This window comes from Polyangium jinanense (assembly GCF_028435365.1).
Genome location: NZ_JAGTJJ010000115.1, coordinates 1 through 16526, shown reverse-complemented (window position 1 = coordinate 16526; position 16526 = coordinate 1). Strand labels below are relative to the sequence as shown.

Genomic DNA, 16526 nt, shown 5'->3' with positions numbered 1-16526 from the left:
AACTGCGCGTTGCGCAGTTCATCGACCCCGGGTCCAGCGCTTGCGCTGGTCCGGGTCCAGGGGTGGACAACCCCTGGTCGGGGTCCGGGGTGAAACCCCGGCGCTACGCCCTGGGCAGCAAGATCCCGCCCTGCCAGCTGGCTCGCTTTCCTTCTGAGCTGATCTCGCCTAGAGACGCGCGCGGAGGATCCGATGCACATCGACGAGTCGACAGTTACGAAGGCCGTCCACACGATCCAGATGCTCGCGGTCGACGCCGTCGAGAAGGCGAATTCGGGCCATCCCGGCGCGCCCATGGGGCTTGCCTCGATCGCGTTCGAGATCTTCACGCGGCACCTGCGGTACGACCCTCAGGACCCGAACTGGCCTGATCGTGATCGCTTCGTCCTCTCGGCGGGCCATGCGTCGATGCTCCTCTATGGCCTGCTTCACCTCGCGGGGTATGACCTCTCCCTCGACGAGCTCAAGCGCTTCCGCCAGCTTGGCTCGCGCACGCCGGGGCATCCCGAGGTCCACATGACGCCCGGGGTCGAGGTCACCACCGGACCCCTCGGCCAGGGCATCTCCACCGCCGTCGGCATGGCCGCTGCGCTCAAGATGATGGAGGCGCGCTTCGGCGCGAAGACGGGCGTCGCTACGGCGCGTGTCTTTGGCATCGCTTCTGATGGCGACCTCATGGAGGGCGTCTCGGCCGAGGCTTCGAGCCTCGCGGGGCACCTCGGCCTCTCGAACCTCGTCTTCTTCTACGACGACAACCACATCACCATCGATGGCAAGACCGACCTCGCGTTCAGCGAAGACGTGGGCAAGCGGTACGAGGCCTACGGCTGGTTCGTCCAGAGGATCGACGGCCACGATCATGCGCAGATCCGCGCCGCGCTCGATGCGGCCGTCGCTGAGCCGGCGCGCCCCTCGCTCATCGTTGCGCGCACGACCATCGCGTATGGCTCGCCGGGCAAGGCGGGCAGCTCCAAGGCGCACGGTGAGCCTCTCGGCGCCAAGGAGGTCGAGGCCACGAAGAAGGCCATCGGCTGGCCCACCGAGCCTACCTTCCTGATTCCGGACGACGTCCGCGCGATCTTCGCGACCCGTGCCGACGAAGGCCGCAAGGCGCACGACGCCTGGAAACAGGCCTTCCGCGCGCTCGAGCAGAGCGACCCCGCGGCTGCGTCCCTCTACCAGGGCCTCATCCGCCGCGAGGTACCGGAAAACCTCTTCGACGAGCTCGTCAAGGCTGCGCCTCGCAAGGACGCGGCCACGCGCCAGAGCGCCGGCATCGTCGAGCAGCGCGCCGCGGCCCTCGTGCCCTCGCTCGTCGGCGGCTCGGCCGATCTGAATCCCTCCACGAAGACCTACATCGAGGGCTCGCCGGCCCTCCAGAAGGGCGACTTCTCCGGCCGCAACGTTCACTTCGGCGTCCGCGAACATGCGATGGGCGCCTTCGTCAACGGCCTCGCCCTCGCCGGTGGCTTCATCCCGTTCGGCTCCACCTTCCTGGTCTTCGCCGACTACATGCGCCCGGCGATTCGCATGGCGGCTCTCTCCGAGCTGCACAGCGTCTTCGTCTTCACGCACGACAGCATCTTCCTCGGCGAGGACGGCCCCACGCACCAGCCGATCGAGACCCTCTGGTCGCTCCGCCTCATCCCGAACGTCGACGTCGTCCGGCCCGCCGATAGCCTCGAGTGCGCGGCGGCGTGGGCGCATGCGCTCCTTCGCCGCTCGGGCCCCACGGTCCTCGCGCTCACGCGCCAGAAGGTCCCCGAGCTCCCGCGGCCCGAGGGTTTTGATCCGAAGGTCATGCTCCGCGGCGGTTATGTCGTCGCCGATTCCGCCACGAACCCGCCGGCTGTTGTGGTCATCGCCACGGGCTCGGAGGTCGGGCTCGCGATGGAGGCGAAGAAGATCCTCGACGCCGAGGGGGACCGCGTGCGTGTCGTCTCGATGCCCTGCCTCGAGCAGTTCCAGCGGCAGGATCAGGCGTATCGCGAGGAGGTCCTTCCTCCGGGCACGCCGCGCGTGGTCATCGAGGCGGGCTCGACGTTGCCTTGGCGCGCGCTCGTCGGCGAGCGTGGCCTCGTCATCGGCCGCGACAACTTCGGCGCCTCCGCGCCGGACAAGGACCTCGCCAAGGCGTTTGGCTTCGTGGCCGACGTCGTTGCCGGCAAGATCCGGGCGATGCGGCGGTCCTGAGCGGTCCCCGCGCGCCGACACCCCTTCGCACCCGCGCCAAACGTCCCTCCGGACGTCCGGATCCTCGCTTGCACCAGCGCCAAGCGTCCCTCCGGACGTCCGGACTCCCGCTCGCACCAGCGCCAAGCGTCCCTCCAGACGTCCGGATCCTCGCTTGCACCAGCGCCAAGCGTCCCTCCGGACGTCCGGACCCTTGCTTGCACCAGCGCCAAGCGTCCCTCCGGACGTCCGGACCCTCGCTTGCACCAGCGCCAAGCGTCCCTCCGGACGTCCGGACCCTCGCTTGCACCAGCGCCAAGCGTCCCTCCGGACGTCCGGACCCTCGCTTGCACCAGCGCCAAGCGTCTCGCCGGACGTCCGGACCCTTGCTTGCACCAGCGCCAAGCGTCCGCCCGGACGTGCCGACCTCCTCTTGCCGCTTCTCCGCCCTTTTTTGGTAGGATGCCTCCCCATCCGGACGGACCCGGACCAAGGAGCGCACCATGGGGGCCACGGTTCATTTCCGCACGTGCAACGTCTGCGAGGCCATGTGCGGCATGCGCGTCGCCGTCGAAGACAACCGCGTCGTCGACATTCGCGGCGATCGGGACGACGTCTTCTCGCGGGGCCACATCTGTCCCAAGGGCCCGGCCATGCGGGAGCTCCAGGAGGATCCCGATCGCCTCCGCCACCCCATGCGCCGCACCGCCTCGGGCTTCGTCCGCGTGAGCTGGGACGAGGCCCTCGCCGAGGCGGGCGAGCGCCTCGCCGCCCTCCAGCGCGAGCACGGCCCCGATTCCGTCGGCATGTACCTCGGCAATCCCGCGGCGCACGGGCACGGCGCGATCCTCGGCGCGAGCTTGCTCGGAATGGCCCTCGGCACGAAGAACCGCTTCGATTCGAACTCCCAGGACGCGAATCCCCGCATTTACGCGGCCCTCCAGATGTACGGCGAGGCCACGAGCCTGACCATCCCCGACATCGACCACACCGATTATTTCCTCGTCTTCGGCGCGAATCCCGCGGCCTCCGGTGGCAGCATCATGACCCTCGGCGACGTCCGCGGCAGGCTCTCCGGCGTGCGCGAGCGTGGCGGCAGGTTCGTCCTCTTCGACCCGCGCAAGACCGAGACCACAGGCTTTGCCGACGAGCACCATTTCATTCGCCCCGGCTCCGACGCGGCCCTCCTCCTCGGTTTGCTCCACGTCGTCTTCGACGAAAAGCTTTACGATGCCGGCGCCCTCTCCGACATCGCCGACGGCGTCTCCGAGCTCCGGGCCATTGCGAAGCGCTTCTCCCCCGAGCGCGTATCCGAACCGACGGGCGTCCCGGCCCTCGTCATTCGCCGCATCGCCCGCGAATTCGCCAAGGCGCCGCGTGCCGTCGCGTATGGCCGCATGGGTCTCTCCACGAGCGCGTTCGGCCCGCTGTCGAGTTATCTCGTCGACGCGCTGAACATCGTCACCGGCCATTTCGATCGCCCTGGCTGCGCCATGTTCCCGACCCCCGCGGCGGACGTCGTGCGGGTCGCGCGGATGATCGGTATGGGCGGCACCGGCCGCTTCCGTTCTCGGGTCCGAGGATTGCCCGAGGTCGGCGGAAACCTCCCCGCCACCACCATGGCCGAGGAAATGGAGACGCCCGGAGACGGGCAGATTCGCGGGTTCGTCGTCGTCGCGGGCAATCCCGTCCTCTCGGTCCCGAATGGGGAGCGTATCGAGAAAGCCCTCGCGAACCTCGATTTCATGGTGGCGATCGACATCTACCTGAACGAGACGACCCGGCACGCGCACCTCGTCCTGCCGCCGCGGTATGCGCTCGAGCGTAGCCATTACGATCTGCTCTTCCACACGCTCGCGGTCCGGAACACGGCAAAATGGTCCGCGCCCGTGATCGAGGCCCCGCCGGATACGAAGGACGATGCGGAGATCCTCGTGGAGCTCGCGGGGCGTGTCCTCGGGAAGCGTATCTCGCCGTCACCGCTCGGTGCTGCCGCCGAGCGGTTCGTTGGGCTCTTGAACAAGCTCGGCGCCGACGGCAATCTCGATCTGTTGCTCCGCATGGGCCCGTACGGGGATCGATTCCTCCCGTTCTCGAAGGGGCTCAACCTCGAAAAGTTGAAGAAGGCCAAGCACGGGATCGACCTCGGCCCGCTCCGGCCCATGTTCCGGGAGCGCGTGCGCACGAAGACCGGAAAGGTCTGCCTCGCGCCGCCCGAGATCCTCGCCGATGTCCCGCGTCTCGAGCGATTCCTCGACGAGGTGACGGCAGCGGGCCTCGTGCTCATCGGGCGGCGGCACATGCGGAACAACAATTCCTGGATGCACAACGTCCCGTCACTCGTGAAGGGGCCAGATCGCTCGATGTTGCTCGTGCATCCGACAGATGCGGAGCGGCTTGGGCTTTCCTCGGGAGCGCGCGTGCGCGTGCGGAGTCGCGTGGGCGAGGTCGTCGTGGGAATGGCCGTGACGGAGGACGTGATGCCGGGCGTCGTGAGCCTGCCGCACGGCCACGGGCACGCCGCGGCGGCCGACACGATGCGCGTCGCAGGGAGCGTGCCCGGCGCAAACGCGAATGCAATCACCGACGATCTCTACGTCGAGCCGCTCACGGGGACGGCCATTCTGAATGGAGTGCCGGTGACGCTGGAGGCGGTCGACGCGGCGCCGCAGGCTTGAGCCTGAGCATGGGGAGGCGCTGCGCTGGGGCGTTGCCCCAGGCCCCACCAGGGGCTGTCCGCCCCTGGACCCGGACCAGCGCAAGCGCTGGACCCGGGGTCGATGAACTGCGCGATGCGCAGTTCATCGAACGACCTCCCGGTGTGCGACCGGAAAAGGGGGATTCCCCTCGTCGTCACAACGTGGGCGTGGCCCCTCCATCGATACGAAAGGTCGTGCCCGTCATGAAGTCCGTCAGCGGACTCGCGAGGAAACACACGGCCGCAGCGATATCGGCCGGCGTGCCGAGACGACCCACCGTTTGATGCACCATGTTCTTCAACACCCACGCACGTCCTTCGGCAGGATCGGTCGAGCCCTGCTTGGCGGCGACCTCGCGGAACCACCCGTCGAGCGCGGGCGTCTCGATGAGCCCAGGCATGATGCCATTCGACGTCACGCCGGTGCCGGCCAGGGCCTTCGACAAGCTCAGCGTGAAGTTGTTCAGCGCCGCCTTCGATGCGCCATACGGACCGAGTTGCGCATGAGGTGAAATCGCGTTGCGCGACGAGATCTGAATGACGCGGCCCCACCGCCGCTCCCGCATTCCCGGCACGAACGCCTGCACGAGCCGCACAGCAGGGAGCGTGTTGCTCTTGTACTCGTCGAGCCATTCCTCGAACGGCGCGTCGAACCACGACGCATGGGCCAGGTTCGTCGAGCCGCCCGCGTTGTTGACCAGAATGTCGATGCCGCCAAAGGCGCGCTCGGCGGCATCGATGACGCGACTGAGCCCCTCGGCAGTCGACAGGTCACCGATGGCAACGGCGGCGCGCCCTCCCGCCGTGGTGATCTCGTTCGCGACGGCCGCTGCGCGTTCAGCATTGCGACCGTGCACGACGACCTCGACCCCCTCGCGTGCCAGAAATCGCGCCACCTCCGCGCCGATGCCCGAGCTCGATCCGGTGACGAGCGCGCGCTTGTCTTTCAGATGCAGGTCCATGATGTCCTCCCTTTGCGCAAAGCATCGTGCGCAAAGCGCCCGCCCTCAAACCCGATCGCGCCACAAATGAATCGAATCACGCCAACGTTTCGGAGTCGTCCCCTCCCAGGCGCGGAACGCCCGCGTGAAGGAGTTGACCTCGTCGAAGCCGAGCAGGAAGGCGATCTCGTTGACGTCGACGTCGTCCTTGCGCAAGAGGCGCAGCGCGGTGTGGTGCCGGACCTCGTCGAGCAAGTGCTGATAGCTGACCCCCAGCTCACCCAGGCGCCGCTGGAACGTGCGCGTGCTGAGGGACAACTCCCGCGCCACCTTCGCGATGCTCGGCCGCTCACCCGACATGCGGCGAGCGACGACCACGCGGACCTGCTCGACGAACGAGGCCTGTTCGAGCGGCGCAAGCTTCTGGTCGAGGCTGGGGACGAGCACCTGCAAGAGATCGGCATTGTGCGTGACGAACGGCGTCGAGAGGAGGCGCTCCTCGAGGACGAGCGCGTCGCGCTCCGAGCGAAACCGCAGCGGGCAGCCAAAAAAGCGCAGCAGCATCGGCTCGTCGCTACGCGCACGAGAGAGCTCGACGCGCTTCGGCGCAAGCGCAAGCCCGCTGCCTCGTTGCAAAAGCACGACGAGCGAGGCAAGCGAGGCATCGACCAGGCGCGGGGGCATGGGTCCGGGCGCGTGCAGGTAGGTCGTGTGAATCGTCACCTCCATCCCCTTCGTGTCGATGGCCATTTCCTTCATCCCGCAGAGCCGTTTGTAGCGGGCGAGCTTGGACAAGGCCGTGCCAACGTCGGGAGAGTGCAGCGCCGCGAGCGACGAGATGTCGTACTCGTGCACCTGCGTCTCCGCCGCCAACCGGAGCCCGACGTCGGGCGGCGACGACGCCCCGAGCGCTTCCCAGAAGGTGAAAAACTGCTCGGTGCTCAGCTCGCCGCTCGGCGGCACCCGCGCGGCAGCGGTCGCAGGGGCAACGTTCGCCCCAAGGCGCGCGAGCCGATCGCGCACCGCCAACGGGAGGTGGACGAGGTCACGGTTCATGGCGGAAACATACCGAGACCGAGTCCCCACGACCAATCCGATCGCGCCAATCGTGCACGCTGAGCATGGGTCTCATCTGGGAGGCGCTGCGCTGGGGCTTTGCCCCAGGCCCCAGCAGGGGCTATCCGCCCCTGCACCCGGACCAGCGCAAGCGCTGGACTCGGGGTCGATGAACTGCGCGATGCGCAGTTCATCGAACAGGCCAGGTCAAGACCAAGGGCGATCCTGCCAATCGAGACCGCCACGCTGTCCCTGGTCTTCCAACGGGCCCGTTGGAAGAACTGCGCGGAGCGCAGTTCTTCCACCCTCGGTCCAGGCCGTGCCTGGTCCGGGTCGAGGGGCGGACAGCCCCCGCGGGGTCCGGGGCAGCGCCCCGGCGCAGCGGCTGCTCAGGGCGCGCTGCTCCCCTTGCATTGCTCGCCGTCGAAGAGCGGATCGATCGGCCCGCAGGCCATCGCGTTGCACTTCAGCGACTGGCATTCGAGTGGGCTTTGGCAGGCCGAGCCCTCGACCTTCGCCTCGGTGCAGACCTTCGTGTCTGCGTCGCAATAGGCGTTGAGGCCACACGAGAGCTGGATCGGGCTCGGCGTGCATGCCTCACCGAGCTTCTTCGCCGGCTTGCACAGACCTTCCATTGCCAGGAAGTCGTAATCGCAGTAGAGCCCCTGATCGCAGACTTCCTTTGCGTTCGCCTCGACCTTGCAGGCCGCGTCGAGCGGCAGGAACCGCGTCGCCGAGCATTTCTTCGTGTCGTCGTCGCACTCGACGATCTCACGTTTCTCGACCGAGGACGCGCATTGCGCGTCGCGCTCGCAGGTCGAGCCGTCCGTCAGCTTGCCTGCGAAGACCTTCGAGCACGGCGCGAGGTCCTCCGGCGCGTTGTAGTAGTCGGGGATCGTCAGGAAACACTTGTCCGCGTAGGGCTTCATCGCCACGAGACAGGCGTCGATGCTGTTTCCGTCGAAGGTCATGAGGCCCGCTTGCACGTCGGCCACGTTCTTCTCGCAAACTTCGGTCTCGTACGTGATGCACGCGGCCTCGTCGTAGCCATCGCCTTTCTCGCAACACGTCTTGCGCACCTCGCAGAGCTGGGGCGCGATTTGCGCGCAGACGTTGTCGAGCGTGTACTTCGGCGGGGGCGTCGTGCCGTCGGTGTCGTCGCCGCATGCGGCGAGGCCGAGGACGAACGTCGCGGCGAGGGTGGGGAGCGTCAAGAGAAGTCGGGAGAGGGGCCTTTGGAAGATCATGGAAGCGAGGATCGCATGGGCCCTCGGCGTGGCACAAGCCCCCCGCGCGAAGGCGCTTGGCTCGGAGGGACCTTGCATGGAAGAATGCCGCCGATGATCGCGACCGTTTGCCTCTATCGCTCGTCCGAGGCCCGATGAGCACGCCGAGCCCCGGTGATGTCCTCTCGGGAAAATTCCGGATCGAGCGGGTGCTCGGGGAGGGCGGCATGGGCGTCGTGCTCGCCGCGCACCACCTGCACCTCGGCCGCACCGTGGCCATCAAGCTCCTGCAGCCCGAGGCCCTGAAGCACCAGGAGCTCGTCGCGCGTTTCGCCAACGAGGCACGGAGCGCGAGCCGCATCCAGAGCGAGCACGTGGCGCGCGTGCTCGACGTCGGCACGCTCGACACGGGCGAGCCGTACATGGTCATGGAGTACCTCGAGGGGTCGGACCTCTCGAAGCACGTAAAGCGAAACGGCCCGCTCGCGATCGAGGACGCAGTCGAGTATCTGCTGCAGGCGTGCGAGGCGCTCGCCGAGGCGCACGTCGCAGGGATCGTGCATCGCGACCTGAAGCCTGCGAACCTCTATTTGACGCGGCGGGCGGACGGTTCGGCGTGCGTGAAGGTGCTCGACTTCGGCATCTCCAAGGCGGCGCTCGTGGGCGCGTCGCCCGAGGCGCAGCAGATGACGCAGACCCAGAGCGTTCTCGGCACGCCGGGGTACATGGCGCCGGAGCAGCTGCGTTCGTCGAAGCACGTCGATCCGCGCACGGACATCTGGGCGCTCGGGGTCATCCTGCAGGAGCTCTTGACCGGCAAGCTCGCATTCCAGGGCTCGACCGTGCCGGAGGTCTATGCCGCCATTCTCGGCGATCCCCCGGCGCCTTTGCGGGCGCTGCGCCCGGACGCGCCGCCCGCGCTCGAAGCGGTGATCCTGCGTTGCCTCGAAAAGGACGCCGCGCGGAGGTTCGCGAGCGTCGGCGAGCTCGCGGCGGCGCTCGTCCCATTCGCGCCGCAGCGGGCGCGTGTGTCCGCCGAGCGGATTGGTCGGATCACGGGTGTCGCCGTCCCGCCGGCCGGGGCGATGGCGGCGCCGCGGACGGGCATCTCGGTGGCGCCTCCGGGCCCGGGCCCGGCCGTGCAGCAGGGCGGCGTGGCGCCGACGATCGCGGGGACGGGGTATGCGACGGGCCCGACGCTGGGGCCTGCGCATTCGGGCTACGGCGTGCAGGGGCCGACGCCGCCGGGGTATGGCCCGCAGGGGGCGACGCCGCCGGGGTACCATTCGCAGCTGCCGCAAGGGTATGGTCCGCAGGGCCCGACGCCGCCGGGATACCATGCGCAGCCGCCGCCGGGGTATGGCCCGCAGGGGGCGACACCGCCGGGGTATGGCCCGCAGGCGCCGCAGCAGCCTTACGGGACGGCGTATGGCGCGCAGCCGATGCAGCCAATGGCGCCAGTGGATCCGAACAAGGGCAAGATGCACCCTTCGACGGTCGCGCTCATCGTTGTTCTGGGGCTGATCGTGGTGACGTTCGGCGGATGCATGACATGTGTATGCATCGCTGGCGCGGAGGGGGCAGCGAATGAGAAATCGGGGCAAGCCCGGTAGATAGACAGGGCGAGGCGCCGCGCCGGGGCGCTGCCCCGGGCCCCGCGGGGGCTGTTCGCCCCTCGACCCGAACCAGGGCAAGCCCTGGACTCGGGGTGGAAGAACTGCGCGATGCGCAGTTCTTCCAACAGGCCGGTGGCAAGACAAGGGACAGCGTTGCCGGCTGAAATGGCAGCGCCGCCGTTCTGGTTGGCAGGGGCGTCGCTAGTCTGGCCTGTTCGATGAACTGCGCATCGCGCAGTTCATCGAACAGGAGTCCAGCGCTTGCGCTGGTCCGGGTCCCGGGGCGGATAGCCCCGGGTGGGGCCTGGGGCAACGCCCCAGCGGGAATCAGGCGGCCATTGCGGCGGCGGAGAGCTTGATGATGGAGAAGGCCGCGCCGTAGGGGTCCGCGACCACGGCGATGCGGCCGTAGGGCGAATCGAAGGGCCCGTGCATCACCTTGCCGCCGAGCGCCTCGATCTTTTTACACGCGTCCTCGGCGCTATCGACGGCGAAGTAGGGCATCCAGTGCGGCGGGATCGAGGCATCCCACTGCTCGTTCATTTGCATGATACCGGAGACGGCCTTCTCGCCCTTGTGGAGCGTGTAGTACGTCATGCCGGGCATCTCCATCGGCATCTGCCGGGCCTCGACGTCGAGTACCTTGCTGTAGAACGCCGCGGCCTTCTCGCTCTCGCGCGTGGCGACCTCGCACCAGGTCATCGCGCCGTGCTCGTCGATGACCTGCGCGCCCTTGTGCAAGCGGCCCTGCCAGAAGCCAAAGGTCGCGCCCGTCGGGTCGACGCAAACGCACATCCGGCCCTGATCCATCACGTCCATCGGCGGCATCACCAGCTGGCCGCCGAACTCGCGGATCTTGGCGGCCGTGGCGTCGACGTCCGTGCTGTCGAAATAGACGCTCCACGCCGTCGGGTAGGGCGCGTCTTCGGGGCGCTTGCCCATGCCAGCGGCATTACGGCCGTTCTTCTGGCACATCGTGTAGTAGCCCATCTCGGGCTTGCCCTGGATGAACGTCCAGCCGAAGAGCTCCCCGTAAAACTTCTGCGCCCCCGCGAGGTCCGGCGTCATGAGGTCGAACCACGTGGGTGTACCAGCGTCGTGTCCGTCGACGTTGCTCATCGTCTCTTTCCTCCCTACCTGCGTTTTCGTGTTCGAGGACGGAAGACCCACCCCCGCGCGCACCAGGGTATGCCTTACACGAGCCGTCCGGGACGCGTCAACGAGAAAGCAGCGCGTGTTTGCCCGAGGGTTTGTCGGAGTCATTCCGTTGGCACTGTGCCAGTTGGCCGGGGCGCTGTGCCGGGGCGCTGCCCCGGACCCCGCGGGGGCTATTCGCCCCTCGACCCGAACCAGGGCAAGCCCTGGACCTCAGGGGGAAGAACTGCGCGATGCGCAGTTCTTCCACGGGCCGGTGGCAAGACCAGGGACAGCGTTGCCAGTCATGGCGGTCTTGGTTGGCAGGGTCGTACCTGGTCTTGCCTCGACCTGTTCGATGAACTGCGCATCGCGCAGTTCATCGACCCCGGGTCCAGCGCTTGCGCTGGTCCGGGTCCAGGGGCGGATAGCCCCTGGTGGGGTCTGGGGCAACGCCCCAGCGCAGCGGCCCAGGTCTGCTAAGCTCGACACATGAGCTCCTCGCGCCTCGTCACGATCGACTGCGATTACCTAGGGCCCGACATCGCCGCCGCGTATCTCCGTGTGGAGGGCGACGAAGCGGCGTTCGTGGAGACGAACACCACGCATGCGGTTCCCCGGCTGCTTGCGGCGCTCGATCGTGAGGGGATTGCGCGGGAGGCTGTGCGGTGGGTCATCGTCACGCACGTCCACCTCGACCATGCTGGGGGCGCTTCGGCGTTGCTCGCTGCGCTGCCGAATGCGACTGTGCTCGCGCATCCGCGGGCGGCGCGCCACCTCGTCGATCCGTCGAAGCTCGTCAAGAGCGCCGAGGCTGTTTACGGCGCTGCGCGGTTTGCCGAGCTTTACGGGACGATCTTGCCGATCGATGCGGCGCGCGTGCGGTCGCTCGAGGACCGCGAGACCGCCCCGCTTGGCGGTGCGACGCTCACGTTCGTGCATACGCGCGGGCATGCGAACCACCATTTCGTCGTGCTCGATCCGGCCCGGGAGACCGTGTTCACCGGGGATACGTTTGGCCTCGTTTATCCGCGGCTCCAGCGCGGCCGCCGCCTCGCTTTCCCGTCCACGAGCCCGACCGATTTCGACGCGGAGACGGCGCACGCGAGCATCGAGGTGGTCCGGACGTCGGGGGCGCGGCGCGTGGCGCTCACGCATTTTGGCGAGATCGAGGACCTCGACGTGGTGGCCGCGCAGCTTCATCGGTGGATTGACCTCTCCGCTTCGCTCGTCGATGCGGCCGTGTCGCTCGCGCCGACCGAGGCCGAGGCCATGATTCGTGGGGCGCTCGACAAGGAAATGGAGCGCGCGGCCGAGGAGGCGGGGCTCTCGCTCGACGCCGAGGACCGCGCGCATCTGGAGCTGGATCTGGCGCTCAACGCGCAGGGGCTCGCGTACGTCGCGTCGAAGCGGCGCGGGTGAACCTCAGCGCCGCGGAATCGTCCCTTCGGAGACCATCCGCCGCACCGTCGCGAGCGTCGCCGCCACGGCTTTCCGATACACGGGCTCGAGCTCCCGCGCTTTGGCCTCGTCCTCGTCGGGCACGCCGAACACGAAGCGGAGCACGAGCGAGCCGTCGGGCTGCTCGTCGATCACGTTGTCGACCCACCCCGGCGCCCCGGCGACCCGCTCGAAATGCACGCGCGTCTCGGGCTCGAACGTCACGCGCTCTCGGATGGGCTGACCGCCGAATTCGATCTCGCGCAGAAGCCAGCCGTCGCCCTTCTCCAGGACGTCGCATCGCGTCATTCCCGGCACGAACGGCAGCGCGTTCTCCGCCTTCATTTCGAGCCCCCGCCACACCTCGGCCCGCGAAAGCGGAAGCGCGCCCGGCTCGTTCACCGTGACCTCGTAACCCAGCTTCTTCATGATCGGCTCCTCTTGCCGCCAGCGTAGCGCGGAGCCGCGTCGTGGAGAACGTCCGTCATTCCGGGGCGCGTGGCCACGTCGCCCGCGCGTCGAGCCAGGCCTTGCAGCGGGCCTCGGGATCCGGATTCGAAAGGACGTCCGAGATGACCGCGATCGAATCCGCGCCCGCCCGCGCCACGCCCTCGGCGCGCTCCAGCGTGATTCCTCCGATCGCGACGAGCGGCCGCCGCGCGATGCGCTTCCATTCGCCGATCCGATCGAGCCCTTGCGGGGCCCAGGGCATCACCTTGAGCGTCGTCGGATACACCGGGCCGAGCGCCACGTAATCGGGATCGGGCGCGAGCGCTGTATCGAGTTCCTCGTGGCTGTGCGTCGAGACGCCGAGCTTGAGGCCCGCCCGCCGGATCGCCGCGACGTCGGCCTCCGCGAGATCCTCCTGCCCGAGGTGCACCCATTCCGCGCCGAGATCGATCGCGTCCTGCCAGAAATCGTTCACCACGAGCGTCGCCCCGCGCGTCCGGCACTTTTCGATGGACGCCGCGATCTCCGCCCGCCGCGCTGCTGGTTCGAGCCCCTTCATGCGGAGCTGTACGAATTGCAAACCCAGCGGGAGCAGGCGATCGAGCCACCGGGCGCTGTCGACGATCAGGTAAAATCGATCCAGCACGAGCATCGTCCGCTCCTCGAATCAGCCTGCGAAAGGTGAAAACGGCGCGCCGAACGTCGGCGTCGACGCGGTGGCGAGGTCCGTGGGCTCCATGAGCCCCGCCTCGTGCGCCCTTCGCCCCGCGCGAATGGCCTCGGCGAACGCCTCCGCCATGGCCGACGGATCTCCCGCGGTCGCGACGGCCGTGTTGATCAGAATGGCGTCGTATCCCATTTCCATCGCCGCCGCCGCGTGGCTCGGCGCGCCGATGCCCGCGTCCACGACCAGCGTGATCCCCGGGAAATGTTTTCGGAGCAGCCGGAGCGCGTAGGGATTGTTGAGCCCCCGGCCCGTCCCGATCGGCGCGCCCCACGGCATGAGCACGCGGCAGCCCGCCTCGACGAGTTTCTCGGCGAGCACGAGATCATCCGTCATGTAAGGAAAAACCTCGAAGCCCTCCGCGACGAGCGCGCGTGTCGCCTCCACGAGCGCGAAGGGATCGGGCTGGAGCGTCACGTCGTCGCCGATGACCTCGAGCTTGATCCACGGCGTCCCGAAGACCTCGCGCGCCATCCGCGCCGTGGTCACGGCTTCCCGCACGGAATGGCAGCCGGCCGTGTTCGGTAAGACCGTCACGGAGAGCGCCTTCACGAGCTCCCAGAAGGCCTGACCCGCCTTCGCGCCGGCCGCGGATTCACGCCGCAAAGACACGGTCACGATCTGCGTGCCCGAGCGCGCCACCGCCTGGCCGAGCGCCTCGGGCGAGGGATATCGCGCCGTCCCGAGGAGGAGCCTGCTTTCGAACGTGCGCCCATAAAAATCGACCATGCTCATCCTCCCTGCATGGGCCGGAGCACCTCGACGGCGTCGCCCTCGGCGAGCTTCGTCTCGGCCCGGAGGGCGCGCGGCACGAACTCGCCATTGAGCGCGGTCGCGACCACCGAGACGTCGAACCCTCGGTCCTCGATCAGCGCAGCGAGATCCTTCGTCGTCGTATCGATCTGTTCACCATTCAGCCGGATCCGCATGCATGACCTCGTTCGTGGGGACCTTTCCGAGGAGAACGTCGACGATCCGCGCGGCGAGCGCCGGCGCGAGGAGCCAGCCGTGGCGATACAATCCATTCACGGCGATCGTGCGCCCGGAGATCTCGATCCGCGGCGCGTTGTCGGGGAAGGCGGGCCTTTGCCCCGCGTTGAGCTCCAGGATCTCCGCCTCGGCGAACGCGGGGTGGAGCGCATACGCCTGCGTGAGGAGCTCGCCGGCCGAGCGCAACGTGACGCGTGTCTCCGCGCTCGGATCGGGCGATTCCGATTCGATCGTCGTCGCCCCGATCATGAAGACGCCGCCCTCACGCGGCACCACGTACAGCGGATGGCGGTGGTGGAGCAGGCGCACGGGCCGCGAGAGCGAAACGTCCCGGCTCCGGACGAGGGCCATTTCCCCTTTGACGCCGCGCAACGTGGGAAACCTGTCGCGGGCGCCGAGGCCCCGCGCGTCGACGATACGGTCGGCGTTCAAGGAATCGGGATCTCCGGAGAAACCGAATTCGATCGGCACGCCGGCCTCGCGGAGCCACGTCTGCAGCGCTCGAAGCGTGCGCCGCGGGTCGAGGTGCCCTTCGTGCGGGAAAAAGAGCCCGCGCCGGTAGCGGCCGGCGAGGGCGGGCTCGAGCGCGCCGAGAGCCTCTTCGCCGAGGCTCCGGTGATTGTGGGTCAGCCGCTCGAATCGGGTGAGCACGCCCGGTTCGCGAGGGGGGGCAACGACCAGGGTTCCGTTCGTCTCGACGCCCGGGACGAGCGACGGCCAGAGCGCGAGCGACCGCCGGCCGAGGGCGACCACGAGCGGCTCGGCGATCTCTGCCTCGCAGTCGGGCGCGAGCATGCCGCCGGAGCGCCACGCGGCGCTCGCCGTGATATCGGCGGCGCGCTCATGGACCACGACCCGGAGCCCTGCACGCACGAGCGTGACGGCGGCGACGAGCCCCATCACGCCGGCGCCCAGCACGGCGACGTCGAGCCGTCCGGAATCGACCATCGGGCTTCTCCTAGCCGCGACGGTCGCTTCGTGTCAACCATCGATGCGCGCCGCGAAAAGTGCCCCGGCCGGAAATGCGTCGGTCGGAAGCGGCGTTCGCGCGTCATGACCCTACGCATGCGTCCCCTCGCCGCCGCCGCGCGCCTCCTCGCCGCGCCTTTGCTCCTCCTCGCCGCGGGCTGCACGCAGGGCGCGGCGGCCACGATCCCGGACCCCGGCGTGCCCCGGACCCCCAAGGCGGCCGCGTCCCGGTTTTCCGGGCTCGTCGGCTGCTTCACCATGGTCGAGCTCGGCACGGGCGCGACGGTCGAGTACGGCGGCGACGAGTGCGACGTGCGCACGACGCCCGCCTCGACGTTCAAGATCCCGAACGCGCTCATCGCGGTCGACACGGGCGTGGTGCAGGACGAGACCACGGTGTTTCGCTGGGACGGCAAGGAACGATGGCGCGCCACGTGGAACCGCGATCATTCGCTCGCCACCGCGATGTGGCACTCGACGGTCTGGTATTTCCAGCGCATCGCCGAGCAGGTCGGCGAGCCGCGATATCGCGCCTATCTTTCGGCGTTTCGATACGGCAATGCCGATCCCTCGGGCGACGTGACCATGTTCTGGCTCAACGACACGCTCACGATCTCGCCCCGCGAAGAACGCCGTTTCCTCGCCGCTCTCTACGAAAACAAGCTGCCCGTCTCGCCACGCGCCACGACCGTCGTGAAGAAGACCCTCGAATTGCGCGGCGACGCCGTGGAGCACGTGCGCGACCGGCTTCCGTTCATCGATCAGATTCCTGCGAGCGTGGTGTTCAGCGGGAAGACGGGCAGCGCAGTGCCCGAGGGCCAGCGAGGGCCGCTCTCCATGGTCGGGTGGTTCGTCGGCGCGCTGGAGAAGGAAGGTCGCACCTGGGTGTTCGCGTGCCGCATTCGATCAAACGACGAGACGAAGATCGGCCCCGAGGCCGCGAAGATCACCTACGACATCCTGAAGGGCGAAGGGATGCTCTGACGAACGCGGTCATCCGGGAATGGGTCTCATGTGGGAGGCGCTGCGCTGGGGCTTTGCCCCAGGCCCCACCGGGGCTATCCGCCCCTGGACCTGGACCAGCGCAAGCGCTGGACCCGGGGTCGATGA

At 68.4% G+C, this 16526-nt stretch carries 14 protein-coding genes; 5 read left to right on the top strand and 9 right to left on the bottom strand.

What is annotated here, in order from left to right; all coding sequences use genetic code 11:
- The first annotated feature begins 192 nt into the window (after window positions 1-192).
- On the top strand, window positions 193-2193 hold the full coding sequence (gene tkt, locus KEG57_RS53975; RefSeq protein WP_272460062.1) for a transketolase: 2001 nt from the start codon (window positions 193-195) through the stop codon (window positions 2191-2193).
- A 482-nt stretch (window positions 2194-2675) separates the two neighbouring features.
- Window positions 2676-4850 carry a molybdopterin-dependent oxidoreductase gene (locus tag KEG57_RS53970; RefSeq protein ID WP_272460061.1) on the top strand — a complete coding sequence of 725 codons (2175 nt, stop codon included), beginning with the start codon at window positions 2676-2678 and terminating at the stop codon, window positions 4848-4850.
- A 175-nt stretch (window positions 4851-5025) separates the two neighbouring features.
- On the opposite strand, the gene KEG57_RS53965 is transcribed toward KEG57_RS53970, so the two are convergent.
- The 3 genes from KEG57_RS53965 to KEG57_RS53955 all read right to left on the bottom strand — a co-directional run bounded on the left by KEG57_RS53965 (window position 5026) and on the right by KEG57_RS53955 (window position 8114).
- Window positions 5026-5832, bottom strand: a complete 807-nt coding sequence (locus KEG57_RS53965) for an SDR family NAD(P)-dependent oxidoreductase (RefSeq protein WP_272460060.1) — start codon at window positions 5830-5832, stop codon at window positions 5026-5028.
- A gap of 45 nt (window positions 5833-5877) precedes the next feature.
- The gene (locus KEG57_RS53960; RefSeq protein ID WP_272460059.1) at window positions 5878-6867 is read right to left on the bottom strand and encodes an AraC family transcriptional regulator; all 990 of its coding nucleotides are present in this window, start codon (window positions 6865-6867) and stop codon (window positions 5878-5880) included.
- Window positions 6868-7256: 389 nt separating this feature from the next.
- A complete protein-coding gene (locus tag KEG57_RS53955; RefSeq protein WP_272426981.1) occupies window positions 7257-8114 on the bottom strand; it encodes a hypothetical protein in 858 nt (285 codons plus the stop codon).
- A gap of 134 nt (window positions 8115-8248) precedes the next feature.
- On the opposite strand from KEG57_RS53955, the gene KEG57_RS53950 reads away from it, so the two are divergent.
- On the top strand, window positions 8249-9706 hold the full coding sequence (locus KEG57_RS53950; protein WP_272460058.1) for a serine/threonine-protein kinase: 1458 nt from the start codon (window positions 8249-8251) through the stop codon (window positions 9704-9706).
- A 330-nt stretch (window positions 9707-10036) separates the two neighbouring features.
- Here KEG57_RS53950 and KEG57_RS53945 read toward each other — a convergent pair whose 3' ends face one another.
- Window positions 10037-10828, bottom strand: a complete 792-nt coding sequence (locus tag KEG57_RS53945) for a VOC family protein (RefSeq protein WP_272460057.1) — start codon at window positions 10826-10828, stop codon at window positions 10037-10039.
- Between the two features lie 507 nt (window positions 10829-11335).
- Between KEG57_RS53945 and KEG57_RS53940 the strand changes: the two genes are divergently transcribed.
- Complete coding sequence (locus KEG57_RS53940) at window positions 11336-12265, top strand: MBL fold metallo-hydrolase (protein ID WP_272424024.1); 930 nt, start codon at window positions 11336-11338, stop codon at window positions 12263-12265.
- A 3-nt stretch (window positions 12266-12268) separates the two neighbouring features.
- On the opposite strand, the gene KEG57_RS53935 is transcribed toward KEG57_RS53940, so the two are convergent.
- The 5 genes from KEG57_RS53935 to KEG57_RS53915 are packed head-to-tail and all read right to left on the bottom strand — an operon-like array spanning window position 12269 to window position 15395.
- Entirely contained in the window at window positions 12269-12712 is a 444-nt protein-coding gene (locus tag KEG57_RS53935; protein WP_272460056.1) for an AtaL-like protein, read from the bottom strand.
- 55 nt (window positions 12713-12767) lie between these two features.
- Entirely contained in the window at window positions 12768-13385 is a 618-nt protein-coding gene (locus KEG57_RS53930) for a thiamine phosphate synthase (RefSeq protein ID WP_272460055.1), read from the bottom strand.
- Window positions 13386-13400: 15 nt separating this feature from the next.
- On the bottom strand, window positions 13401-14186 hold the full coding sequence (locus KEG57_RS53925; protein ID WP_272424028.1) for a thiazole synthase: 786 nt from the start codon (window positions 14184-14186) through the stop codon (window positions 13401-13403).
- A 2-nt stretch (window positions 14187-14188) separates the two neighbouring features.
- Window positions 14189-14386, bottom strand: a complete 198-nt coding sequence (thiS, locus tag KEG57_RS53920) for a sulfur carrier protein ThiS (RefSeq protein ID WP_272424029.1) — start codon at window positions 14384-14386, stop codon at window positions 14189-14191.
- Complete coding sequence (locus KEG57_RS53915; protein WP_272460054.1) at window positions 14364-15395, bottom strand: FAD-dependent oxidoreductase; 1032 nt, start codon at window positions 15393-15395, stop codon at window positions 14364-14366. Before KEG57_RS53915 ends, thiS begins: the two co-directional genes overlap by 23 nt.
- 117 nt (window positions 15396-15512) lie before the next feature.
- Between KEG57_RS53915 and KEG57_RS53910 the strand changes: the two genes are divergently transcribed.
- Window positions 15513-16400 (top strand): penicillin-binding transpeptidase domain-containing protein, encoded by an 888-nt coding sequence (locus KEG57_RS53910; protein WP_272460053.1) that lies wholly within the window; start codon window positions 15513-15515, stop codon window positions 16398-16400.
- Window positions 16401-16526: the final 126 nt, after the last annotated feature.

Bases quoted from the DNA above. Each gene is read 5' to 3' on its own strand.
- tkt (WP_272460062.1), top strand. From the start codon at position 193: ATGCACATCGACGAGTCGACAGTTACGAAGGCCGTCCACACGATCCAG.
- KEG57_RS53970 (WP_272460061.1), top strand. From the start codon at position 2,676: ATGGGGGCCACGGTTCATTTCCGCACGTGCAACGTCTGCGAGGCCATG.
- KEG57_RS53965 (WP_272460060.1), bottom strand. From the start codon at position 5,832: ATGGACCTGCATCTGAAAGACAAGCGCGCGCTCGTCACCGGATCGAGC.
- KEG57_RS53960 (WP_272460059.1), bottom strand. From the start codon at position 6,867: ATGAACCGTGACCTCGTCCACCTCCCGTTGGCGGTGCGCGATCGGCTC.
- KEG57_RS53955 (WP_272426981.1), bottom strand. From the start codon at position 8,114: ATGATCTTCCAAAGGCCCCTCTCCCGACTTCTCTTGACGCTCCCCACC.
- KEG57_RS53950 (WP_272460058.1), top strand. From the start codon at position 8,249: ATGAGCACGCCGAGCCCCGGTGATGTCCTCTCGGGAAAATTCCGGATC.
- KEG57_RS53945 (WP_272460057.1), bottom strand. From the start codon at position 10,828: ATGAGCAACGTCGACGGACACGACGCTGGTACACCCACGTGGTTCGAC.
- KEG57_RS53940 (WP_272424024.1), top strand. From the start codon at position 11,336: ATGAGCTCCTCGCGCCTCGTCACGATCGACTGCGATTACCTAGGGCCC.
- KEG57_RS53935 (WP_272460056.1), bottom strand. From the start codon at position 12,712: ATGAAGAAGCTGGGTTACGAGGTCACGGTGAACGAGCCGGGCGCGCTT.
- KEG57_RS53930 (WP_272460055.1), bottom strand. From the start codon at position 13,385: ATGCTCGTGCTGGATCGATTTTACCTGATCGTCGACAGCGCCCGGTGG.
- KEG57_RS53925 (WP_272424028.1), bottom strand. From the start codon at position 14,186: ATGGTCGATTTTTATGGGCGCACGTTCGAAAGCAGGCTCCTCCTCGGG.
- thiS (WP_272424029.1), bottom strand. From the start codon at position 14,386: ATGCGGATCCGGCTGAATGGTGAACAGATCGATACGACGACGAAGGAT.
- KEG57_RS53915 (WP_272460054.1), bottom strand. From the start codon at position 15,395: ATGGTCGATTCCGGACGGCTCGACGTCGCCGTGCTGGGCGCCGGCGTG.
- KEG57_RS53910 (WP_272460053.1), top strand. From the start codon at position 15,513: ATGCGTCCCCTCGCCGCCGCCGCGCGCCTCCTCGCCGCGCCTTTGCTC.